The sequence below is a fragment of the Clostridium sp. D5 genome (genome assembly GCF_000190355.1).
In the GTDB taxonomy this organism is placed as follows: Bacteria; Bacillota; Clostridia; order Lachnospirales; family Lachnospiraceae; genus Faecalicatena; species Faecalicatena fissicatena_A.
In genome coordinates this window covers 43933-68212 of record NZ_GL870823.1, presented here as the reverse complement: position 1 = coordinate 68212, position 24280 = coordinate 43933, and the positions used below count along the sequence as shown (strand labels likewise).

Genomic DNA, 24280 nt, shown 5'->3' with positions numbered 1-24280 from the left:
CTAAACTGGGACTGTATATCCCGTATAGCCATTACCATTCACTGCCCCCGTTCTGAAGCGCCTCCTGGAACAGGATTTTTTACGTTCCGGCCGGATGAGCCAGCCAAGGGGACTGTAAGCGGCAGGCCTTCCTGCATGTAAGGTCGGTTTAAAACTCCATAGAGCGGACGATTAGAAGATCTTATAGAGCAGAAGGCGCCCAGAAGGGATGACACTTGATTTTCCAAAATCAAGTGTCATTCCGATCTAAAGTCAGAAAGCATCTGGCTTTCTGGCTGTATGTCGGATGTGCCCTTCTGGGCGCCTTCTGTTCTATTAGATCTTCTTCGTCAAGCGGGCAGGATTTTAAACCGACCTTGCATGCAGGAAGGCCTGCCGCTTACAGTCCCCTTGGCGTCCCCTCCCGCCAAACTAAAAAAAGGACCCTCCCTCGGGAAGGTCCTGTGGATTTGAAATTATTTTCTTAATCCAAGTCTTTCGATCAAAGAACGATATCTTTCGATATCTGTCTTTTTCAGGTATGCAAGCAGACCACGTCTCTGTCCTACCATCTTAAGAAGTCCTCTTCTTGAGTGGTGATCCTTCGGGTTTGTTTTGAAGTGATCTGTCAGCTCGTTGATTCTTGCTGTAAGAATTGCGATCTGCACTTCCGGAGATCCTGTGTCTCCCTCACTTCTGCCATACTCTGCAATGATTGTCTGTTTCTTTTCCTTTGCGATCATCTTACGTTTCCTCCTTTTATTTTCTTTTTATAAAACCGCCTGGTATTAAGTAACGGTTGGAGTCATCCTATTACCGAACACCGGCTGAATTCATACTTGGATAGTATATCACAAGTTAAATCTTATGTAAAGCGGTACTTTTCCAACTATTCTTCCCAACTAATCTTCCTCGTCATCGGGTCCTTCTGTATTCTGCGGCTCCAGTATAGCAAACGCAATATTGGTCGCATGATCGGCCACACGTTCCAGACCGGATATGGTATCAGAGAAAATCATGCCTGCCTCGGGTGAACACTTGCCCTTGGTAAGACGTTTTATGTGTGCTCTCTGGAGCTTCTTCTCTCTATCATCCACCTCATCCTCCAGCGCCATGACCTCTTTCATGTGCTCCTGGCTGCGGTTGGAGAACATTTCAAGCGAATACACCAGCGTCTTTTCCACAAGATCCATCATATCCTGAAGCTGACGGATTCCTTTCTCACTGAATGCGACGTGTCTGTCAATTCGCATTTTTGCGGAGTCCGCAAAGTTCTCCGCATGATCCCCGATCCTTTCTATATCATTCACAACATGAAACAATCCGCCTACCATCATTGCATCCGCGGTAGGAATCTCCATACTGTTGATCCTGACCAGATAGTCGGTAATCTCCCGGTTCAGATAATCTATATAAGCCTCCTGCCGGTATACTTCTTTAATTTTTTTCTCATCCAGGGTACAGAGCGCATCCATCCCTCTTTTTAGATTTTCGATTGCCAGTCCGCCCATATGCTCCAGCTCACGAATCCCCTCAATAACCGCCGTCGTAGGCGTAATCATTGTACTGTTTCCGATATATTTCAGTTCATACTCATCATCTGGCGAAGCATCTCTCCCCGGTATAATAACATAAGTTGCCTTTACCACCCATTTCATAAATGGGAAGAGGATGATAACCTCACATATTTTAATCAATGTGTGGGCATTTGCAACCGCTCTGCCCATATTACCTCCGGACACCTTCATGATGGCATCTGCAATAGGCTCCAGCGCAAACATCAGCACTATAAAGATAAACACGGACCCTATAATATTAAATAAGAAGTGGATCCACGCTGCTCTTTTTGCATCTTTTTTACCACCCAGGCTCGCGAGAAGCGCTGAAACGCATGATCCCATATTACAGCCCAGAATCAGGAAAAAGCAGATTGTAAAATGGAGAAATCCCTGGGACGCCAACAGGATCACAATCCCCACGGTAGCCGAGGAGCTTTGCAGAATTGCCGTTATGGCAAATCCAACCAGAATTGCCGCAAACGGATTGCTCAGCGATTTGAGCAACTCTACGACATGCGGTGATTCCCGCAGGGAAGACATGGCATCTCCCATGGTACTAAGTCCCATAAACAGAATACCAAATCCCAGGATCACCCCGCCGATCTTCCTGACATTCTGCTTTTTGCTGAACATAAACATAACAACACCCGTGATGACAAAGAGTGGTGCAATGTCTGAAAGATTAAAAGCAATTAACTGTCCGGTTACTGTTGTACCGATATTGGCACCGAGGATTACCCCTGCGGCCTGAAAGAGGTTCATAAGTCCTGAATTTACAAAGCTTACTACCATGACTGTTGTCGCACTGGATGACTGTACCACCGCCGTGAACAGAATACCGACCAGCATCCCCACAAACCTGTTCTGTGTGAAGAACTCCAGGATGGATCTCATCCGGGCTCCTGCAACCTGCTCCAGCCCGTCACTCATCATTTTCATTCCGAACAGGAATAATCCCAGTCCTCCCAGAAGCAGAAATATTGTCGTTATACTCATTTGTATTTACCTAATCTCTTTCTTTAGATTCTCACACATTCCTCACGGAGGAAATATTCCTTTCCGGATTCGATATCCCGGTCCACCTGCTTTTTCAGCTCTTCCACAGAACAAAATTTTGTTTCCGGGCGCACAAAAGAACAGAACTTTACCCTGATCTCTTTTCCATAAGCATCGCCTTTAAAACCGAAAACAAATACCTCGGTCAGCAATCTCGGTTCGTCTGTCACTGTCGGTTTAATTCCCACATTTCCGATTCCATGATAGTTTACGCCGTCTACCTGTATGCCACAGGTATATACACCAAATCTTGGCACAATCTTCCGCTCTGCGGGTGTGATATTCATTGTCGGGAACCCCAGGGTGCGCCCCAGACGGCGGCCGTGCTCCACAAGCCCCGACATGTGATAAGGATATCCAAGGAGCTGGTTCGCCAGTTTTACATCGCCTGCTTCCAGAGCTTCCCGCACATATGTGCTGCTGATTTCCCTGCCATTGTATAACTCTTTTTCCACAACATCCAGCTGATAATTGTACTTTTCGGCATACTCTGCGAGCATACCGGCATCTCCCCGTTTGCCGTGTCCGAATCCAAAATCTGTTCCCACGACAATATGGGAGGCGTGCAGCGTATTCACCAGTACTTCTTCAATGAATGTCTCCGCTTCCATCTCCCTGATTTCCTTTGTAAAGGGGCACTCTATCATACAGTCCACCTGCTGTTTCAGATGCTGCCTGCGCTCCCTGTTTGTGAGCAGTGTATCTCTCTTCATGTCAAATGCAAATACAATGCTTTTTAGCTTTTCCTTCTCTGCACTGTCTCTTACTCTGCTGATCAATTTCTGGTGTCCCCTGTGAAGGCTGTCAAACTTGCCCAAAGTAATGGCTGTGCTCTCAGTTCCCTGATAAGAATTAATATCTGTATAATACTGCATGCTTTTCCCCATAATCCTGCTTATCACCTGCATCTTCAGGTCTGTTCTTCTCCTGATACAAAAAACATTTTCTCAAGACGGTATTCCTGTTTCTCTGCGAGGTAATGGTAAATTCCTATAAACTGCTTCTTTTCATCATATACCCTCACGGCTTGTCCATCCCCGAAAGATTTCTCTTTTGTCATGTGTTCCTGCCGCAGCGGATTTCCATTATAAGCCAGTGCTGCATGTTCCCGGGCAACCAGCATTTCCGGCAGTTCTGAAAACATGGCGTCTATTGGTATAACATAATCCATCAGCTTCCCTGTATTTTTATACTCCTCTATTTGGGATAGCTTCAGGCTGTCCCCTGCTTCAAAGCAGCTCACCTTTGTCCTCTTCAGAGCTTCCATACAGGCTCCTGTACCTGTCTCCAGGCCAATATCATGGCATAGTGTACGAATGTAGGTTCCTTTTGAACACTTGACTTCCATATGTACACGCGGAAGATCTATTTTGCTTATCTTAATATCAAAGATCCGGACTTTTCTTTTTTTCCGTTCTACTTCGATGCCCTCCCGTGCAAGCTCATATAACTTTCTGCCATTTACTTTCACTGCAGAATACATCGGCGGAAGCTGTTCATATTCCCCGATGTACCCCTGTATACAATCTTTGACTTTTTCTTCTGTCAGAAACGATATGTCCCATTCTTCCAGCACTTTCCCTGTGATGTCCTGCGTATCTGTTGTTTTTCCAAACAACAGTACAGCCTCATAAGTCTTATTTTTATCCGTCAGCATATCACAGAGTTTGGTTGCCCTCCCCAGACAGACCGGAAGAACCCCTTCCGCATCCGGATCCAGAGTTCCCGTATGTCCGATTTTTTTCTGGCCCACGATTCCTCTGAGTTTTGCAACTACATCATGGGATGTATATCCTTTTTCTTTATAAACATTAATGATTCCATTTATCATAGACTGTTATACCTGCATTTCTTCCTGATCCAGCTGAAGTGCAATCCGGGCGCTGACATTGTTGATCACATCATGGTAAGTACCTTTCATGCTGAATCCTGCCGCTCTTGCATGGCCGCCGCCGCCAAAATATTGGGCAATCACACTTACATCCACCCGTCCCTTGGAGCGCAGACTCACTTTAAAGTGCTGCGTTTCTAATTCATACATAAAAAACGCCACTTCGGTTCCCTGGGTCAGCTTCATCTGACTGACAATACCTTCCAGATCACTTGGTTTTGCCTCATAAAACTCCATTTCACTTTTGCTTACGGCGGATACAATACACCTTTTCTCCAGAATCAGAATACTCTCCAAAAGGGCTCTGCCCAGGATCTGATTCTGTATATAGGTCTTTTCATAGAACGTCTTTTCAATAATATCGTTCCCATTGATTCCTTTTCGCAGAAGTTCTGCAGCGGCCTCCATCGTCTCCGGTGAGGTACAGGAATACTGGAAAACACCGGTGTCATGAGCGATTCCCATGTAGAGTGCTTCTGCCGCAGATCTGCTTATCTTTGTCTTCTCAAGAAGGCCAAATACAAGCTCAGATGTGGAACTTGCATCCGGTATTATATAGTTAATATCTGCAAATGCATCGTTGCTCACATGATGATCTATACACAGCGTCTGCTTTGCATTCTGAAACAGAGGCGAGGAAAAGCCGAGGCGCCTTTCGTCTCCGCAGTCCAGACAGATAAACAGATCATACTGCTTTCCATCCGGAATATAATTTTTTGCCTCATCCGTCCTTTGAATCATACGGAATGCATCCGGAATCTCCTCCAGATATACATCAATCTCCATATTAGGATACTGCTCCCTGAGGTACATGTACAGCCCCATACAGGAACCAACACAGTCTCCGTCCGGACGGATATGTCCGCCCAGCGCGGCAGATTGTTTTCCTGCCAGAACTTCCGATAAATTTATCCCCTCCGGGCACCCCATAACGCATGCCCCGCGGGTGGGTCCGCAGTCAGCTGCGGAAGATTGTTTCTCCATATTACTCAGCCTCGTCTTTCAAATCTCTGGTCAACTCATCAATCTTTTTGCTCATGTTTACTCCGTACTCAATAGACTGATCCATAATAAAACGGATCTCCGGAGTATTTCTCATATTGATTGTGCGCGCCAGTTCACGCCTGATGTAGCCTTCGGCGCTCTGGAGTCCTTTGATTGTATCCTCCTGTGCCTTCTTGTCTCCCAGCACACTGATATATGCTTTACAGGTTTTCAGGTCAGGAGCCACTTCTACTGCCACAACGGAAGTCATCGGTGCCACGCGCGGATCCTTGATACCTCCCCGCAGTATGTTGCTCAGCTCACGCTGGACTTCTGTATTAATCCGTGTATTCTTAATGCTGTTTTTTCTCATAACTGCTCCTTCACATAACCGCTGTAAAATCTACGGTTCTATTTTCTTTCTATTTCTACCATCTTGTACGCTTCTACAAGATCGCCTTCCTTAATATCATTAAAGTTCTCGAATACAAAACCACACTCGTAACCTGTTCTTACTTCCTTCACGTCATCTTTAAAACGCTTCAGGGATGCCAGAGGTCCATCGAATATTACGATACCATCGCGGGTCAGACGCACAGAACAGTTTCTCTCAAATGTTCCGTCCAGTACATAGGAACCTGCAATTGTACCGATGCCGGAAGCCTTGAAAGTTTGACGTACTTCCGCATGGCCAAGCACTTTCTCCTCGAAAATCGGATCCAGCATACCCTTCATGGCAGCTTCCACATCCTCTATTGCATTGTATATGACTCTGTACAGTCTCAGATCCACACCTTCACGGTCTGCGATCTCTTTTGCGGTAGCATCCGGCCTTACGTTGAATCCAATAATAATTGCATTGGATGCGGAAGACAGTATTACGTCAGACTCGTTGATTGCACCTACACCGCCGTGGATGATTTTTATAACAACTTCATCATTGGACAGCTTCAGAAGGCTCTGCTTCAAAGCTTCTACAGAACCCTGTACGTCTGCTTTTACAACAATATTCAGTTCTTTCAGATTTCCCTCTTTGATCTGCGTAAACAGATCATCCAGTGACATCTTAGCCTTGGTATCATCCAGCATCTTTACTCTGTTCTGAGAAATGAATGTATCCGCAAAGTTTCTGGCCTCTTTTTCAGTCTCACATCCCACGAATACTTCACCTGCATTCGGTACATCATTGAGACCAAGTATCTCAACCGGCTGTGACGGTCCCGCTTCTTTTACTCTGCGGCCCTTGTCATCCATCATGGCTCTCACCTTGCCGTGCGCAGAACCTGCTGCGATGGCATCTCCTACGTGGAGAGTACCTTTCTGTACAAGAACGGTAGCAACGGAACCTTTCCCTTTATCCAGCTCTGCTTCAATAACAAGACCTCTTGCAAAACGATCTGGATTTGCCTTAAGTTCCATTACCTCTGCTGTCAGAAGAATCATCTCCAGCAGATCTGTAATACCTTCTTTTGTGTGGGCAGATACCGGTACGAAGATGGTGCTTCCGCCCCAGTCCTCAGGAATCAGTTCATATTCTGCCAGTTCCTGTTTTACTCTGTCAATGTTTGCGCTTGGCTTATCAATCTTGTTGATAGCAACAATAATCTCAATGCCCGCTGCTTTTGCATGGTTAATTGCCTCCACGGTCTGCGGCATCACACCGTCATCAGCAGCTACTACCAGTATCGCAATATCTGTAGAATTAGCTCCGCGCATACGCATGGCGGTGAACGCTTCATGTCCAGGAGTATCCAGGAATGTGATTTTTTCACCATTCGCTTCTACGATATATGCACCAATGTGCTGCGTAATTCCGCCTGCCTCACGGCCGATTACATTCGTATGGCGGATTGCATCCAGAAGTGAAGTCTTACCGTGGTCAACATGGCCCATAACACATACTACCGGCGGACGTTTTACCATAGCGCTTTCATCTTCTTCATCTTCTTTCAGAAGTTCTTCGATTACATCAATTACTTCTTCTTTTTCGCAGAGAACATCAAATTCCATTGCGATTTCTTCTGCTGTTTCATAATCTACTTCCTGGTTCACCGTAACAACTTTGCCCTGAAGGAAAAGTTTTTTGATAATGGTAGCAGGTACGATTTTCATCTTATCTGCGAGTTCTTTGATTGTCAGAACTTCCGGAATAATGATCTGTTTGATCTCTTCCTTTTTCTCGACCTGTTTCGGCTGCGGCTTAGCAACCTCCACTGCCGGTTTCTGGCGTTTACCTTTTTTGTTCTTACTGTCAAAGTCTCCGTCTCTGTATTCTTTTTTCTTATAGTCTTTCTCTTTATCTTTTGCTTTATTCCTCTGAACCTTCTGCTGTTCTACTAATGGTGTTGAAGCTGTATCTCTGTCATCTCTTCTGCCATCACGGCGCTCTGTTCCTCTGGACGGACCATTGCCGGTTCGCTGGCCGCCTCCTGCATTTCTTCCACCCTGGCCGCCGTAGTTTCTGTCACCGCCCTGATTGTTATAACTTCTTTCACCATTCTGATTTCTGCCGAAGTTTCCGCCCTGGCCGCCGGCCGGACGCTGTCCTCTATTATTATTATTATTATTGTTATATCTCTGATTCTGATAACCGTTATTTCTCTGATCGGAGGAATTGCCTCCATTCTGCCTTGTCTCCTGTGAAGATACGGAATTTCTCTGGCCGCCCTGATATGGCTGGCGCTGACCTCCCTGATACGGCGGACGCTGGCCTCCCTGATACGGCTGGCGCTGGCCTCCCTGTGGACGCTGACCCTGTGTATTACCCGCTGAGCGCTGTACTGGTGCACCTCCGGCTGGACGCTGGCCCTGTGCATTTCCTGCTGGACGCTGACCCTGTGCATTTCCTATAGGACGCTGTACAGGAGCGTTTCCTGACGGACGCTGTACCGGTGTGGTTCCTGACGGACGCTGTGCTGGTGATGTACCTGCTGGACGCTGTGCCGGTGCGGTACCTGTCGGGCGCTGTGCTGGCGATGTACCTGCCGGACGCTGTGCTGGTGCACTACCTGCCGGGCGCTGTCCTCCCTGTGGACGCTGGCCCTGTGTGGTACCTCCCGGGCGTTGCCCCTGGTTACTTCCCTGAGGACGCTGCCCCTGGCGGTTTCCCTGCTGCATACGGCCGCCGCTCTTTGAATTCTGCGGGCGGAACACCTGCACGATATTCTTCTTTTTAGGTGCTTCTTCTGCCGGTTTTACGTCAGCCTGTTTTTCGGCTTCAACGGATTTTCCTGCATCCTGGCCTTTCTTTGAATTTTTTCTGATGTCATTTACTACATCGTCTTCCAGAGAACTCATATGGGTCTTCACCTCTACATTCTTCTTTTCCAGCATATCCATCAGTTCTTTATTGTCCATTCCCAGCTCCCTGGCCAGTTCATGTACTCTCATTTTTGTCATATTCAACTACCTCCCTTATGCAATTGTATTGTCTTTCGTTTCCAAATGTTTTCGAATTCCTTTTGCAAATCCTTCGTCCAATATCGCCAGAGATGCACGGAATTCTTTTCCCATTGCATGCCCTAAGGTATCTTTATCTCTATAAAAATAAATTGGAACCTTGTAAAATTCACACATATCACGAAATTTCTTTTTCGTATTATCTGATGCATCGTCAGCGACAATCACAAGTGCGGCTCTTCCTGACTTTACTTCCTTTTCAGTCATGAATTCTCCGCTCACTGTCTTCCCTGCCTTTGTAGCAAGCCCGACAAGAGATAAGACTTTACTTTGTATCAATCTCATTCATCTCCTTTTCCAGGCGCTCATATACTTCCGCAGGAATTGCCTGCTTAAAAGAACGCTCAAGTCCTTTATTCTTTACTGCTTTCTGAAAACATTCATTCGAGCAGCACAGATAGGCTCCGCGCCCGTTCTTTTTACCGGTAGCATCAAGTACAAATTCCTCTTCTGTAGTCCGCAGAACGCGCAGCATCTCTTTTTTCGGCTTCATCTCGCCGCAGCCAACGCATTTGCGCATCGGTATCTTTCTATTGCTCAATTATTCCACCTCTCATAAGGTTATTATTCATCCTCTGTCTCAATGAACTCTATTTCCTCATAGTCATCACCGGACATTTCTTCTGTTTCTTCCAGCAGTGGCTCTTCATAGTTTTCTTCATACTCCTGCGGATATTCTTCCTCGTATCCGCTTTCGTATCCGTCTTCCATCATTGCCATCTGTTCCATGTAATCCTCGGGAAGTTCTCCTGATTCAATCGCCTGTGTCTCGCTCTTTATGTCAATCTTATATCCTGTCAGGCGGGCTGCAAGTCTTGCGTTCTGGCCTTCTTTTCCAATTGCCAGTGACAGCTGATAATCCGGCACGATTACGCTTGCGGCTTTTTCATCTGGATCTGCCATTACAGAGATAACCTTTGCCGGACTCAATGCGTTTTCAATAAGTAAAGCCGGGTTGTCACTCCAGTTTATAATGTCGATCTTCTCTCCTCGCAGCTCATTCACAACGGCATTAACTCTCGCACCGTTCATTCCAACACATGCGCCGACCGGATCCACGTTCTCGTCGTTTGACCAGACAGCCATCTTTGTACGGGAACCGGCTTCGCGGGCGATGCTCTTTATCTCCACTGTGCCGTCCTTGACCTCGGCTACTTCCGCCTCAAACAGACGCTTCACAAGTTCCGGATGTGTTCTGGATACCAGGATCTTTGGTCCCTTCGGTGTATTCTTAACCTCTACAACATAGAGTTTGATTCTTTCAGTGGGTTTGAACACCTCGCCTTTTACCTGTTCATTCTCTGTCAGCATAGCATCTGCTCTTCCTAGGTTAATGCTGATATTTCTTCCCACATAGCGCTGTACGATACCTGTAACAATATCTTTTTCTTTCTCAAAATACTGATCGTAAACAACTTTCCGCTCTTCTTCTCTGATTTTCTGAAGAATCAGGTTCTTTGCATTCTGGGTTGCAATTCTTCCGAAAGACTTTGATTCAATCGGGATCTGCGCGATATCACCGATCTGGAGCGCGGAATCAATCTGCTCCGCATCTTCCAGGCTAATTTCCAATGCCGGGTCAAATACTTCCTCAACCACTTCTTTTTCAGCATATACTGCATAATCGCAGGTCTCACGGTCCATGATTACTTTTATGTTTTCCGCCGTTCCAAAATGGTTCTTACATGCACTGATAAGAGAATTCTCGATTGCATCCATCATTGTATCTTTACTGATGTTCTTTTCCTGTTCAAGAATATTCAATGCTTCCAATAATTCTGTATTCATTATTATTTCCTCCTAAATTAAAAATCCAAAGCTAAACGGATAAGCGCAATTTCACTTTTTTCAAATACTTGTGTCGTCTCATCTTCATATTCAATCGTCACAGTATCTTTGTCGTAATCCTTCAATATTCCAACGAATTCTTTCTGTCTGTCGATAGCCCGATATGTCTTTATCTCGACTTCCTCACCCAGACTGCGTCTATAATCTTTCTCTTTCTTCAGCGGCCTTCCCAGCCCCGGAGAACTCACCTCAAAAATATAAGTATCTTCAATATAATCTTTTTCATCCAGAATATCTGAGAACTTCCTGCTGACCGCCTCACAGTCATCCACGGTAATCCCCCCCGGCTTATCAATATAAGCGCGCAGGTACCATGTTCCGGCCTCTTTTACATATTCTACATCTACCAGTTCAAACCCGACCCCTGTAACGATCGGTTCCAAAAGTTCCTCCGTCTGCTGTTCATACTGTTCTCTTCTTGACACGCTAAACTCCCTTTCTCTGCATTGTTTTCTATGCTTATTGAACTGCTTATGTTCAATAAGGTAACAAAACCGTTATAATAAGCTTTCCGGTCATAAGCGGTCTTGTATAAACTGCTCTGCTGCCTCCTCAGCAACAAAGAAGAGTGAACTTTCGTTCACTCTTCTGCCGGGTTCCTTATGTAACTGTTATTGAGTATAACACCTTTTTTTGGTAAATGCAAGGAAGATTTTGAGAAATATGCCGTTTAAGCCTATTAAGCCTATTATTCAAAGTCACGCCTGGATTAACAACAGCGTCTGCACATTTTTAATTGACTGTGACGAGGGGCTAACTTATCGACTGATTCACGTTTGCACACATTGCAAATATGAAACTATCTTTTACTTTTAATCATATCACCTTCCAATCTGTCAACCCTGAGTTTTAAACTCCCGATTTGGTATGATCTGACTTCTGCTCTCAGCTGGCTTATCTCCATCTTCACTTCATTGTAATGACTTGTAGCGATCTCCTGAACTCTGTCAACTTCGGTAAGAACGTTGTTCTCCACTTCCCTTAAATCGGCTTTTGTAGCCAGATTCGCCATTTCTTTCCATATGCAGGCTATATCGTCCTTCGTTGCCATATTGGCTATATCATCCTTCGTTGCCATATTGGCTATATCGTCCTTCGTTGCCAAATTAACTTTAAATTCTTCAAATTTAGAATCCATCATATCCGATATTGCATTTAATAATTCTCTCTCCACCATAATTAATTTCCTTTCACTATAATTTTTTTTTAATACACCATATTGTTTTATAGATATACCCATCACTTCAACATGCCTGATATAATTACACTATTTTGTGTAATCTTCTTTTCGACATACCCATAAATAATTTTCCAACTACATCCCAAGAATATATTATAATTATAATATGTGCAGTGTCCACAGACAAGCAGTTTGTAGTTTAATATCATCGAATACACGATCAGGCAGCACTGATTTCCGACCACCACCTTATCCTCTTCTCTCCCTGTCCTGGGACGATGCCCTGCTTCATCCCAACCGGTATCCGTTCATTTGTTTCAATGGTATTGTCCGGTAGTTAAAGTTATATAAAATGCTCCAGCAGTGCGCCCGCCAGGTGTACCTCAAAAAAGCTGATTCACTCACACTTTAATCTGTGAATAAATCAGCTTTCCAGTACTCTATCATATATTTGCAGCTTTGTTTAAGCTTTAATTGCGGTTTTTCGTCCCCAAAGTATCTCTCCTCGCCTGTCTCAGCCGGTTCAGCGTTACTTCTTTTTCACCATAGACTATCTTCTTTTCTGTCCCTTCCTCAAACAGGTACACGTTCTCCAGCTCGTCCTTTTTCTGAAGCTTAATTCCACGGACGCCAACTGCGCCCTTTTTCTTCTCAGGTATTTCTTCAGCAGGAAATCTAAGAAAATATCCACCCTTTGTCTGAAGCACGATATTCTGGTTCTCGGTTACCACACTGACACTGATCAGGATGTCTTCTTCCTGTAGCTTCGTGGCGGCTATCGTCCGCTTTGCCACCTGAAATTCAGTTCCTTCTACCTTTTTTATCATGCCCTGTTTTGTGGCAAACAGCAGTTTTGCAAAACGCATCTGTTCAGCATCGCAGACCATTACAATCTGTTCCTCACTGCTGGAATAGTTGGTCAGATTGTCGATCGGTGTACCCTTGTCGCGGAACTTTCCGTAGGGAAGATCCAGGACTTTGGCCTGATGCATCCTGCCGGTATCTGTAAAAATACAGATTTTACCTGTGTTCATACAGTGGACTACATACTTGTTCTCGCTGTCAGCAGCCTCCTTGTTTCTTTCATATGCAGTTACGTCTATTGTCTTGGCATAACCGAAGCGGTCCATCAGAAATACCACTTCCTGCTCTTCTATTTTCTTCTCCTCGAAAACTGCCTCCTCGGCATTTTCGATTGCGGTACGGCGCTTTCTGCCGTATTCCCTCTTATAAGAATCCAATTCTTCCATGATCAGATTTGCCATGGAATCGTAATTGTTCAGTATGTCTTCGTAACGCGAGATATTTTTTAAGGTTTCCTCGTGTTCCTTCTGAAGCGCCTCAATTTCCAGACCGATCAGCTTGTAAAGACGCATTTCCAGGATTGCTGTCGCCTGGCGTTCTGTAAATCGCAGAAGTGCAGCCATTTTCTTGGAAATGCTGGACTTGAATTTAATGTTCTCGGTGACACCGCTTACCAGACAGGCACGGGCATCCTTAACGGATTTACTTCCGCGCAGAATCTCTATAATCAGGTCAATGACATCGCAGGCTTTAATCAGACCTTCCTGTACTTCGCTCCTTTCCTGCTCTTTAGCAAGCATGGTGGTATACTTTCTGGTCATCAGTTCAAACTGGAAATCCACGTGGTGTTCGATGATTGCTTTGAGCCCGAGTGTCTCCGGTCTGTCGTTCGCTACTGCAAGCATATTGACGCCAAAAGTATCTTCCAGTCTTGTCTTCTTATAGAGCATGTTTTTCAGGTTCTCGACATCCGCGCCCTTTTTCAGCTCCAGTACAATCCGGATGCCTTCTTTTGAAGACTGGTTGGAAATATCTACAATATCATTCGTTTTCTTGGACTCTACCAGGCCGCATACATCATTCAAAAACTTTCCGATACCACTTCCGATCATTGTGTAGGGAATCTCAGTAATAACAAGCTGCTTTTTGCCGCCTTTTTGTTCCTCCACTTCTACTTTTCCACGGATTTTAATTTTCCCCTGACCCGTCTCGTATATATTCAGCAGGTCATCTTTGTTGACAACAATGCCGCCGGTCGGGAAATCAGGTCCTTTGATATATCTCATCAGCTGTTTTGTACTGATCTGGTCGTTCTTCATGTAAGCCTTGACGGCATCCAGCACTTCGCTGAGATTGTGGGTCGGGATGCTGGTTGCCATTCCGACTGCAATACCTTCAGCACCGTTGATCAGAAGATTCGGTACACGCACCGGCAGAACAAGAGGCTCTTTTTCGGTCTCGTCAAAGTTCGGCCCGAAATCAACGATATTCTTGTCCAGATCTCCCAGGTAAGCTTCCTGTGTAAACTTTGTCAGCCTAGCCTCTGTATAACGCATGGCGGCAGCGCCGTCTCCCTCGATGGAACCAAAGTTGCCGTGCCCGTCTACAAGAATCTTTCCTTTTTTGAAATCCTGCGCCATAACCACGAGTGATTCGTATATGGAACTGTCGCCGTGAGGATGGTATTTACCCATAGTATCCCCGACAATACGTGCACACTTCCTGTACGGCTTGTCGTAACGGATTCCCAGTTCATACATATCGTACAAAGTCCTGCGCTGAACCGGCTTCAGGCCGTCTCTCACATCAGGCAGGGCTCTGGCGATGATAACGCTCATGGCGTAATCAATATAAGATTTCTTCATAACCTCAGAATATTCGGTTCTGATAATCTGTGATTCACTACTGCTCATTCTTTATCTCCTCTTACCTATATATCCAGCTCTGCATCTGCAGCATTTTCGTAAATAAACATCCGCCTCGGCGGTACCTCAGTGCCCATCAACATCTCAGTTACGCTGGATGCCATCCGTGCATCCTCAATCTCCACGAGTTTTAAAAGCCTTGTCTCCGGATCCAGAGTTGTCTCCCAGAGCTGCTGTGCATCCATCTCTCCCAGACCTTTGTATCTCTGCAGGGTAAACGGTCCATCATGCATCCTTCTGTACTTCTCCAGTGCCTTGTCGTCGTACAGGTACTCTTCCTCGCCCTTCTTCGGCATCACCTTATACAGGGGCGGCATTGCAATATATACATGTCCCTCATAAATCAGTTCCGGCATAAACCGGTAAAATAACGTCAGGAGCAGCGTAGATATATGCGCACCGTCCACATCAGCATCCGCCATAATAATAATCTTATCATAACGCAGCTTTGTTATATCGAAATCATTGCCGTAGCCTTCTGAAAACCCGCAGCCAAATGCATTGATCATTGTTTTAATCTCTGCATTAGCCAGTACTTTATCAATACTAGCCTTTTCTACGTTCAGTATTTTACCGCGGATCGGCAGGATCGCCTGATAATTTCTGTTACGGGCTGTCTTTGCAGATCCCCCCGCGGAATCCCCCTCTACGATAAATATCTCGCATTTTGTTGCATCCCGGCTTTCGCAGTTTGCCAGCTTTCCGTTGCTGTCAAAGGAATACTTCTGTTTCGTCAGAAGATTTGTCTTTGCCTTTTCTTCTGTCTTACGGATTTTAGCTGCTTTTTCTGCACAGGACAGTACTGATTTCAATGTTTCCAGATTCCGGTCAAAGTACAGGACAATCTCGTCTCCGGTCACTTTACCAGTAGCTTTTGCAGCATCAGGGTTGTCCAGCTTCGTCTTTGTCTGCCCTTCAAATCTTGGGTCCGGATGTTTGATGGATACGATGGCAGTCATTCCATTACGGATATCTGCACCTGTAAAGTTGGCGTCTTTCTCTTTGAGGATGCCTAGTTCACGTGCGTATTGATTCATTACCGTTGTGAATGTAGTCTTAAATCCGGTAAGATGCGTACCCCCTTCGGCATTGTAGATATTGTTACAGAATCCAAGTACATTTTCATGAAATTCGTTCACATACTGCAGCGCAACTTCCACTTCAATACCTTCTGACTCCCCTTTATAATAAATCGGCTCATGAAGTGTTTCCTTTTTCTGGTTCAGGTCCTTAATGAACCCCAGAATCCCATCCGGTTCATGATACACAATGTGCTCCGGAGATTCCATTCTCTTATCATCAAAGATAATCGTCAGATCCGGATTCAGATAAGCGGTCTCATGCAGACGGCTTTTTACTTCCTCGGCACGGAACCTTGTTTTTTCGAAAATCGTATCATCCGGCAGGAAATTCACCTTTGTCCCTGTCTTTCTTGTTTTTCCGATCACCGGCAGAAGCCCGTCCTCCAGCTCAATCACTGGAATTCCCCGCTCGAATCTATCGTGATGGACCGCACCTTCTCTACTGACCTGTACATCCATATAGGTAGAAAGAGCATTTACTACGGAAGATCCCACACCATGGAGGCCTCCACTAGTTTTATACGCAGAATCGTCAAATTTCCCCCCTGCATGCAGTGTGGTGTATACAATACGCTCCGCAGACACCCCTTTTTTGTGCATACCGACAGGGACGCCCCGGCCATTGTCTTCAATGGTAGCCGAGCCGTCCTTTTCAAGTGTAACATGAATCTGTGTACAGTAACCGGCAAGATGCTCATCAACAGCGTTATCTACAATCTCATAAATCAGATGATTAAGCCCTTTTGTTGAAACGCTTCCAATATACATACCGGGTCTTTTTCTGACCGCTTCAAGTCCCTCTAATACAGAAATACTATCCGCATCATATGTATTTTTATTTCCCATTCGTCCCTCTCCTTTTTACATTCATTTCATATTATCACAAAATGTAGGGTTATTCAAATAAAAGTTATTCTGTCAGTACATGATGTAGTGTATCTGCCAGGACTTCCATGGCATTCATCATTTCTCCCACAGTATTTGTCTGTGCTCCAGCTTCTATCAAAAGGGATTTTGGAACCAGATGAAGGTTGTATCTGTAGCCACCCAGATAGATATGCCGGGTGAATCCCGGATAACTGCTCTCGGACTCCAGTTCCATCTGCAGGGAGAACGCCAGATTATCCTGAATATAAGGATTATAAAGGTAGGCGATGTCTCCATTTGTCCTCGTTCGGCTCAATCCATTAAAATACATGATCTTCGCTGTCTGTTTACCATTTACCTCTGTTACCAGATGCGTGTCTTCCGCCACACCATCACGATGGAGATCAATGACTACTTCAACCGACGGATTGGCTTCCAGAATCGGGCGGATGGATGCCTCAGCATTTTCATAAGCATTGCTCCTGTCGAGCTGCCCATTGATAATATCATATACACCAGTGTCATGGATAGTCTCTATTCCTTTTTCATTTAACAGCTTCGAAAGATACTCGCCCACTCCCACAATACTTGTATTTGTATCTCCCGGCGTGGAGTCCACAAACGTTTCCTGGGAATGAGTATGGAAGATCAGAACTTTGGGTCCCCCCGTACTCTGGTCAATTTTCATGCTTCTGCCCAAAAGGTCATCCACATTCAGCTGCTCCGGCCCGATCATTGTCGTACCGTCAACGATATAAAAATTACTGATCAGGTAGTCAAAATCCCGCAGCCTTTCTATTGACATATCGATCGGTGACTGCCCCTGCTCCGTAGACGGCACCTGGGAATCCAGCGCATTGTCCCCCACCAGATTGCCGTTTTCATCTATCATATTCTCGTCATTTGCCTGATTCTCCAGAATCTTTGCGATGGTCTCTTCATCCTCCATCACAGAATCATAAGGTTTCTTCTGTTCCACATACTGAACAAGAGGAAGCCAGGACATCGCGTTTTTCTTAATCCACTGAACTGCTGTAGGATCTGGATCCTCTTTCATATAGGCCAGGCCCGGCATGTACATTTCTTCTGTATATTTCAAAACAGCCTCCTGGCTGTCATATCTCCATTCTTTCATAATTCCTCTGCCGCTTATACAGACCAGGCTGATACATGCTATACCTCCAAGGGCAGCAAGCACCACCCGTATTAATGCCGATTGCTTCATATACCGCCTTCTTTCAAAAGAAACATTTCCGTGACAGTTAAAAAGGGATGGGTAAGGGGGTCTGACCCCTCTGTCAGAGGGGTCAGACCCCCTTACACTCTCCCCTTGCCCATCCCTTTTGTTACCTTTTCATATATATGAGCCCAGGATGCGTATTATGCCTGCCCTGCATTGGTAAACAATATGTTCAGCCCCTCTGAGATGGTATAACTGATCTGCTTCACCATGTCATCCACATCTTTCGGAGTCATAAACATTCCATTCAGATGAGGGGAAATCAATTCTTTTACCAGTTCATACTTCTCGGCTGCGCTGTAAGTGCGCAGTACATCTCCCACACCTTTTAACATTTCAGATGTTTCCAGCGCATTGATCAGATTCTCCATGGTATCATTGACTATGGTTGCAGCGTCAACTACCGTTGGAACGCCGATGCCGATCACAGGAACTCCCAGAGATTCTTTTGTAAGCCCGCTGCGGTGATTGCCTACTCCCGAACCAGGATGGATTCCGGTATCAGCAATCTGAACCGTGCGGTTCAGCCTTCTGCTGTTTCTGGCTGCCAGGGCATCTATGGCTATCACCAGATCCGGCTCGGTTTCATCCACAACGCCTTTGACAATCTCCAGGGTTTCCATACCTGTCTGTCCCATAACTCCCGGTACGATGGCACTGACCAGATTGGCATGCTCCATCCCCATTGCATACTTCCCGTATTCCTTCACTATATGTCTGGTCACACAAAGATTCTCCACGACATAAGGTCCCAGCGCATCCGGCGTCACCTGACGGTTTCCGAGGCCCACGATCAGAACAGATAAATCCACTTTGTCAAGCAGACCCAGCTTCTCTATCAGCTCCTTGATATAACCAGAAAGCTCCTCTGAAATCTCCCTGTGATAGCCTTCATCCGGAACACCCAGATTCGGGGCCTCCACAGTAAGATAAGTACCGACCGGCTTGCCCATGACCTTAGCGCCCTTTTCCGTCTCAATGCGGACCCGAGAGATACGTATTTCCCGTTCCTCATCGAACTCCTCCTCCAGAACAACACCCTGGACCTCCACATTATCTGATTCAAACCGTTCTTTTTCCTCAAGTGCAAGGTCAGTCCTAATACTATACTTTTCCACCATCTTCAAGTCCTCACTTTTTCTTAACATCATTAGAATTTACAGGTAGTTTTTGCAATATTTTGAGAAATATGTATTGACAACCATTGTTCCTTATCATAAAATGAATGAGTATGTTCCGTTTAAACGTCCGTGTCCGATTTTAACGGAATCATGAATTCACTATTTGAAAATTTCACATATTTGGAGGTGTACAGATTGGCTAACATTAAATCTGCTAAAAAAAGAATTTTAGTTAACGAAACAAAAGCCGCAAGAAACAAATCAATCAAATCTAAAGTAAAAACATCTGTAAAGAAAGTTGAGACTGCCGTAGCACAGAAAGACGCAGCATCTGCAAAGACAGCATTACAGGCTGCTATTACAGAGATTTCAAAAGCAGGAAGCAAAGGCGTTTATCACAAAAACACAGTTGCAAGAAAAATTTCCCGTTTATCAAAAGCAGTTAACGACATTGCATAATAAATAAAAGCAAGACATCCGCTCCCGTCAGGCGGATGTTTTTTTACGCAAAGGAAGACGTCCGTGTCTCCACAGACGCCTCCTTCTCCATCCATATATATTTTTTTCTTTAACCAGAGGGCTTCCCCTCTTTTTCGTCCTCTTTTATCCAGACGGATCCCGCCCTTCATTCTTACATTTATCCACCCCGGCTACAGTTTCGCATACCCAAAACTGTTGATGATGCCTTCCAGTTTCTGACCCGCCCTGCACATCGGGCATTCATAGGAATTGTACACATGATAATCCGGCAGGTCGGAACTGGTGAATATGGTCTTAACTTCCAATCCAGCAACCTTCGAGATTGCGCTAAACACCGCACAGATCCCGCAGACAGTGCCTCCATAGTAAAGCACCGATTCTATAGCCTGATAGGCAAGAGCCCCTGTTGCAAGGGAATCCGTGAGTATCAGTACCTGCTTTCCTTCGATCATCCTCTGATTGTTATCGCGGAACAAGATCTGCCCGGAAGAATCAAATTCCGGGGTTACAACAGAGATATTATTTCCTCCGCTCATGGATACATTTGAACTGTCCGACAATGCTTCCGCCATAAATCCACCGATCACTTCTGTGTTCTTGAGGCATACAATCGTATCCACCATCGTATTCGTCAGATATTCTGCCGCCAGTGTTCTGGCCGTCTCCCGTGCATTGTTGTGGCGGGTCTTGACCGTAGACATATCAATATATGTATTGACATGTGAATGTCTCGTTGCAAAATGACCGCTCATAATTTTGATACGGGCTTTGGGATTCTTCGTTGACCGAAGATTTGTTAACCTGTCATCCATACTGCCATCTCCCTTCTGATAAAACGAAAAACATCCGTGCTATTGTTGTTCTTATTTTACCACATTAGAGTCCAATATGCAGTATAATCATTTTTGTTTATTCCAATTTTCTGACAACGTTCCCATTTTTTTCCTTTAATGCAGGCCATACTGTAATCAGCATTGTCACAAAACTTGCCGTCCCGCCGATCACGTTGGACACGGGTTCCGCCCAGAACACTCCCGCAGTCCCCAGATTTCCAATCATTGGAAACAACAGCGTCAGTGGAATGACAATAATCACTTTCCTGAACAGTGAGAAAAAGACTGCCTGCTTCGCCCGGTTCAGAGCCACATAGGTAGACTGCCCCGCAAACTGCAGCGCCATCATAAATATTCCGCAGAAATAGATCCTCATAGCCGGCACACCGGCCTGAATCAGTTCTGTCTCGCTTGTAAAAAGCCGCAGGAAAAATGCCGGTTCAAAAAAGAGAACTGCCCACACCAGAAAGGTAAAGACAATACAGCTCCAGGACATAAATTTTACAGCCGACTTCACCCTGTCATAACATCCTGCCCCGTAATTATATCCAATCACAGGCTGGGCGCCCGATGTAAGGCCTGTGACAGGCATTGTTATAATCTCCCTTACAGAATTAATCACGGTCATAACCCCTACATACAGATCGCCTCCGTAACGATACAGCGTAGAGTTACACACGATCTGTACAGCCCCGTTTGTCACAGACATCACAAATCCTGATGTCCCCAGCGCAGTAATTTCCTTCACAAGCCCTTTGTCCAGCCGCATAGACTCCCGGTCCAGCTTCAGGATGGCCTTTTTCCCTGTCAGAAAACGCAAAACCCAGAGGGCAGACAGCCCCTGCGATATGACGGTTGCGATGGCCGCACCCCTGACGCCCATATGGAATACAAAAATCAGCAGCGGATCCAGTACAATATTCGTCACAGCCCCCAGAGTAACCGTCAGCATGCCCATCTTCCCGAACCCCTGGGCATTGATAAAGTTGTTCATCCCCAGGCTGACCATGACGAACAGGGTCCCGAACAAGTAGACCGTAATATAGGCATCTGCATAGGGAAAGGTCACCTCACTTGCCCCGAACAGATACAACAACGGCTTTTTGAACAGCAGACACCCTGCCATTAAAGCCGCTCCAGACAGCAAAAGCATGGAAAAGGAATTGCCCATGACCTTTCTGGCCTTCTCCTCCTCATGTCCGCCGCGAGCAATCGAACACAGTGGTGCACCGCCCATTCCGAACAGATTGGCAAACGCTGTAATAATCGTTATTACAGGCAGAGTCAGACCGATTCCAGTCAGTGCCTCCGCCGAAGTATGCGGTATATGGCCGATGTAAATTCTATCCACAATACTGTAAAGTACATTAATCAGCTGGGCCAGTGTCATGGGCAGTGCCAACCCCATAATATTCCGTGCAATACTGCCCTGGCTGAAATCATTCTTATCTGTCAAAAAAATCTCTCCTCGCCATAATAAATTCGTCCGCCCTCTCATATTCCGCCGTGCAACAGGATAATCCCGTAGGAATATGGGAAAACCCCGGCGCGTCTGCAGAAACGCCGGGGTTCTTATCTTATGATTTCTGTGCTGTCTCTGTGATTAGTTGTTGATCAACTTGTCTTCATCGCTCCAGCTGTAAAGTTTTCTTACTTCTTCACCGATCTTTTCTGCCGGATGTTCTGCAGCAAGCTTTCTCATTGCTCTGAAATGAGCCTGACCGCCTGCATCTGACATATCAAGCAGGAATTCTTTTGCAAAAGAACCATCCTGGATATCACTCAGGATCTTCTTCATTGTCTTCTTTGTTTCTTCTGTAATAATCTTAGGTCCTGTTATGTAATCGCCAAACTCAGCCGTATTGGAGATAGAATATCTCATTCCTGCAAATCCTGACTGATAGATCAGGTCTACGATCAGCTTCATCTCATGAATACACTCAAAGTATGCATTTCTCGGATCATATCCGGCCTCAACCAGTGTCTCGAAACCTGCCTGCATCAGTGCGCATACACCGCCGCAAAGGACTGCCTGCTCGCCGAACAGGTCTGTCTCTGTCTCTGTTCTGAATGTTGTCTCCAGCACACCTGCTCTCGCTCCGCCGATTCCCAGAGCATATGCAAGTGCTTTGTCCAGAGCCTTGCCTGTTGCATCCTGCTGTACAGCTACCAGGCAAGGAACGCCCTTGCCAACCTGATATTCACTTCTAACTGTATGTCCCGGTCCCTTTGGTGCGATCATTGTTACATCTACATACGGAGGCGGTACAATCTGGCCAAAGTGGATTGCGAAACCGTGTGCAAACATCAGCATGTTGCCCTCTTCCAGGTTTGGTTCAATATCTTTTTTATACATTGCAGCCTGTTTCTCATCGTTGATCAGAATCATAATGATATCCGCTTTCTTAGCTGCATCTGCTGCTGTAAATACTTCAAATCCCTGGGATTCTGCTTTCGCCCAGGACTTACTTCCCTCATACAGACCGATGATCACATTGCATCCTGATTCTTTCAGGTTCAGTGCATGTGCATGACCCTGGCTTCCGTAACCAATGATTGCGATTGTTTTTCCTTCCAGCATGGAAAGATTGCAATCTTCCTGATAATAAATTTTTGCTGCCATCTTGACATTCCTCCTAATTTTTCTTTCACCATTATGCTTTATCTTATGATTTTGCAACCCGCGCTCGGTAATTTCACAGAGTACGACAACATCTTATATAGATGTGTAGATTAACCTCATGTCAGTGGGGGATACCGATTCCTCTCCGCCCGCCACTGCCGTTCATCTTGTTTTTAGTGATTCCTCTCCACCTGTAGAGGTGGGAGAAACCTCAATTATCTTGCTGAACAGCTGCAATCCAATAGGTACCTTATTCCGCAGTTTACTGCGGAGCCGCCCGCAGGGCATGTGTTACGAGGTGCCCTTGGGTATACATTATTCTGCGGCTAAGCCGCAGACCCGCCGCAGGGCATGTGCTGCTGGGTGCCCTGCGGGTATGAGTTAAAGGCTGTATGCCTCTAGCTTCCTGTCTTTATGTACTGTCTGTCAGTCTATAAATGTAACATCCTTAATTCCACGTGCAAGCCCTGTAATTCCCGTCCTTGCCAGCTCCAGTATCTCGTATCCGTCCAGCAGATTCAAAAATGCCTCCAGCTTGGACTGGTCACCCGTCAATTCAATAATCATGGATTCCTTCTCAACGTCTACTACCTTTGCCCTGAAAATATCTGCGATAGAAATCACTTCCGGGCGCTGCGAAGCACCGGCGCGTACCTTCACCATGATCAGCTCTCTGTATACGGACTCACCGTCCTTCAGAACCTTAATCTCAATGACATCCTCCAGCTTGCGGACTTGCTTTTCTATCTGAGACAGAATCAGTTCGTCTCCGCTGGCAACAACCGTAATCCTTGTAAATCTGGGATCTGCCGTCATTCCCGCCGTGATACTGTCAATACTGTATCCCCTTCTGCTGAAAAGCCCCGCAATCCTGCTCAAAACACCGGGATTGTTGTCAACCAGCAATGAATAAACCTGTCTTCTCATATGCTTCCCTACTTTCCTATAAGACTTAAGAAGTGCAAAAACAGAGTGCGTTCTGTTTTTTAATCATATCAATTTCCCATTTCTTTGTCAAGAGATTTTCTTAATTATTTATTATTTGTTTTCATTGGTGAAGTGAAAAGTTTATTTCCACTTTGAAGGGGGCAAAGTGGATTTTAGTCTTTCTCCTACTTCCATCTCCACAAATGTTGCATTTAGTCTTACACTTATCATATGAGACGGCCGCCGGAAAGGCTGGTATACATATGAATCCTAAAAATGCTTTTTCCCATTTGACGCTGCAGGAACGACGTATCATTCTTACCGGTATTACCAACGGTTCTACAAAGACCGCTATCGCACAGACTCTTGGTAAGGATAAATCTACGATCGGAAAGGAGATCAAACTCCATAGGAAACTTACA

The 24280-nt window shown here is 45.6% G+C and carries 22 protein-coding genes; 2 read left to right on the top strand and 20 right to left on the bottom strand.

Features of this window, described 5'->3' with window-relative positions; translation table 11 throughout:
• Nucleotides 1–455 precede the first annotated feature (455 nt).
• From rpsO to gpr, 16 genes are all read right to left on the bottom strand, one after another.
• Nucleotides 456–722 (bottom strand): 30S ribosomal protein S15, encoded by a 267-nt coding sequence (rpsO, locus tag HMPREF0240_RS22395; protein ID WP_009005674.1) that lies wholly within the window; start codon nucleotides 720–722, stop codon nucleotides 456–458.
• A gap of 159 nt (nucleotides 723–881) precedes the next feature.
• Complete coding sequence (locus HMPREF0240_RS22390) at nucleotides 882–2534, bottom strand: Na/Pi cotransporter family protein (RefSeq protein ID WP_009005673.1); 1653 nt, start codon at nucleotides 2532–2534, stop codon at nucleotides 882–884.
• A 23-nt stretch (nucleotides 2535–2557) separates the two neighbouring features.
• Complete coding sequence (locus HMPREF0240_RS22385; protein WP_009005672.1) at nucleotides 2558–3469, bottom strand: bifunctional riboflavin kinase/FAD synthetase; 912 nt, start codon at nucleotides 3467–3469, stop codon at nucleotides 2558–2560.
• Between the two features lie 35 nt (nucleotides 3470–3504).
• Nucleotides 3505–4425: a tRNA pseudouridine(55) synthase TruB gene (gene truB / locus HMPREF0240_RS22380; protein WP_009005671.1), complete on the bottom strand. Its 921-nt coding sequence runs from the start codon at nucleotides 4423–4425 to the stop codon at nucleotides 3505–3507.
• Between the two features lie 6 nt (nucleotides 4426–4431).
• Nucleotides 4432–5469, bottom strand: coding sequence for a bifunctional oligoribonuclease/PAP phosphatase NrnA (locus HMPREF0240_RS22375; protein ID WP_347462640.1), 1038 nt, complete (start codon nucleotides 5467–5469; stop codon nucleotides 4432–4434).
• A 1-nt stretch (nucleotide 5470) separates the two neighbouring features.
• A complete protein-coding gene (gene rbfA / locus HMPREF0240_RS22370) occupies nucleotides 5471–5842 on the bottom strand; it encodes a 30S ribosome-binding factor RbfA (RefSeq protein ID WP_009005669.1) in 372 nt (123 codons plus the stop codon).
• Nucleotides 5843–5880: 38 nt separating this feature from the next.
• Nucleotides 5881–8868 carry a translation initiation factor IF-2 gene (infB, locus tag HMPREF0240_RS22365; RefSeq protein ID WP_009005668.1) on the bottom strand — a complete coding sequence of 996 codons (2988 nt, stop codon included), beginning with the start codon at nucleotides 8866–8868 and terminating at the stop codon, nucleotides 5881–5883.
• Nucleotides 8869–8883: 15 nt separating this feature from the next.
• The gene (locus HMPREF0240_RS22360; RefSeq protein WP_035314648.1) at nucleotides 8884–9213 is read right to left on the bottom strand and encodes a ribosomal L7Ae/L30e/S12e/Gadd45 family protein; all 330 of its coding nucleotides are present in this window, start codon (nucleotides 9211–9213) and stop codon (nucleotides 8884–8886) included.
• Nucleotides 9194–9469, bottom strand: coding sequence for a YlxR family protein (locus HMPREF0240_RS22355; protein WP_035314647.1), 276 nt, complete (start codon nucleotides 9467–9469; stop codon nucleotides 9194–9196). The genes HMPREF0240_RS22360 and HMPREF0240_RS22355 overlap by 20 nt, the downstream gene beginning before the upstream one ends.
• A 23-nt stretch (nucleotides 9470–9492) precedes the next feature.
• Nucleotides 9493–10716, bottom strand: a complete 1224-nt coding sequence (nusA, locus tag HMPREF0240_RS22350) for a transcription termination factor NusA (protein ID WP_009005665.1) — start codon at nucleotides 10714–10716, stop codon at nucleotides 9493–9495.
• Nucleotides 10717–10733: 17 nt separating this feature from the next.
• Nucleotides 10734–11201, bottom strand: coding sequence for a ribosome maturation factor RimP (gene rimP, locus HMPREF0240_RS22345; RefSeq protein ID WP_009005664.1), 468 nt, complete (start codon nucleotides 11199–11201; stop codon nucleotides 10734–10736).
• 374 nt (nucleotides 11202–11575) lie between these two features.
• Nucleotides 11576–11953 carry a hypothetical protein gene (locus HMPREF0240_RS22340; RefSeq protein WP_035314644.1) on the bottom strand — a complete coding sequence of 126 codons (378 nt, stop codon included), beginning with the start codon at nucleotides 11951–11953 and terminating at the stop codon, nucleotides 11576–11578.
• A gap of 473 nt (nucleotides 11954–12426) precedes the next feature.
• Complete coding sequence (locus HMPREF0240_RS22335; protein WP_009005662.1) at nucleotides 12427–14673, bottom strand: DNA topoisomerase (ATP-hydrolyzing); 2247 nt, start codon at nucleotides 14671–14673, stop codon at nucleotides 12427–12429.
• Nucleotides 14674–14690: 17 nt separating this feature from the next.
• Nucleotides 14691–16613, bottom strand: a complete 1923-nt coding sequence (locus HMPREF0240_RS22330; protein ID WP_009005661.1) for a DNA gyrase subunit B — start codon at nucleotides 16611–16613, stop codon at nucleotides 14691–14693.
• A 64-nt stretch (nucleotides 16614–16677) separates the two neighbouring features.
• Entirely contained in the window at nucleotides 16678–17859 is a 1182-nt protein-coding gene (spoIIP, locus tag HMPREF0240_RS22325; RefSeq protein WP_009005660.1) for a stage II sporulation protein P, read from the bottom strand.
• Nucleotides 17860–18014: 155 nt separating this feature from the next.
• Nucleotides 18015–18995, bottom strand: coding sequence for a GPR endopeptidase (gene gpr, locus HMPREF0240_RS22320; protein ID WP_009005659.1), 981 nt, complete (start codon nucleotides 18993–18995; stop codon nucleotides 18015–18017).
• Nucleotides 18996–19190: 195 nt separating this feature from the next.
• Here gpr and rpsT point away from each other — a divergent pair, with 195 nt between their 5' ends.
• Nucleotides 19191–19454 (top strand): 30S ribosomal protein S20, encoded by a 264-nt coding sequence (rpsT, locus tag HMPREF0240_RS22315; RefSeq protein ID WP_035314642.1) that lies wholly within the window; start codon nucleotides 19191–19193, stop codon nucleotides 19452–19454.
• A 191-nt stretch (nucleotides 19455–19645) separates the two neighbouring features.
• On the opposite strand, the gene HMPREF0240_RS22310 is transcribed toward rpsT, so the two are convergent.
• The 4 genes from HMPREF0240_RS22310 to ilvN form a co-directional block, all read right to left on the bottom strand.
• Entirely contained in the window at nucleotides 19646–20287 is a 642-nt protein-coding gene (locus tag HMPREF0240_RS22310) for an orotate phosphoribosyltransferase (protein ID WP_009005657.1), read from the bottom strand.
• Between the two features lie 97 nt (nucleotides 20288–20384).
• Nucleotides 20385–21764 carry an MATE family efflux transporter gene (locus tag HMPREF0240_RS22305; RefSeq protein ID WP_009005656.1) on the bottom strand — a complete coding sequence of 460 codons (1380 nt, stop codon included), beginning with the start codon at nucleotides 21762–21764 and terminating at the stop codon, nucleotides 20385–20387.
• A 147-nt stretch (nucleotides 21765–21911) separates the two neighbouring features.
• On the bottom strand, nucleotides 21912–22931 hold the full coding sequence (ilvC, locus tag HMPREF0240_RS22300; RefSeq protein WP_009005655.1) for a ketol-acid reductoisomerase: 1020 nt from the start codon (nucleotides 22929–22931) through the stop codon (nucleotides 21912–21914).
• 426 nt (nucleotides 22932–23357) lie between these two features.
• Nucleotides 23358–23858 carry an acetolactate synthase small subunit gene (gene ilvN / locus HMPREF0240_RS22295; RefSeq protein WP_009005654.1) on the bottom strand — a complete coding sequence of 167 codons (501 nt, stop codon included), beginning with the start codon at nucleotides 23856–23858 and terminating at the stop codon, nucleotides 23358–23360.
• Nucleotides 23859–24061: 203 nt separating this feature from the next.
• Here ilvN and HMPREF0240_RS22290 point away from each other — a divergent pair.
• On the top strand, nucleotides 24062–24280 hold a 219-nt coding region (locus HMPREF0240_RS22290), incomplete at its 3' end, for a helix-turn-helix domain-containing protein (RefSeq protein WP_035312600.1).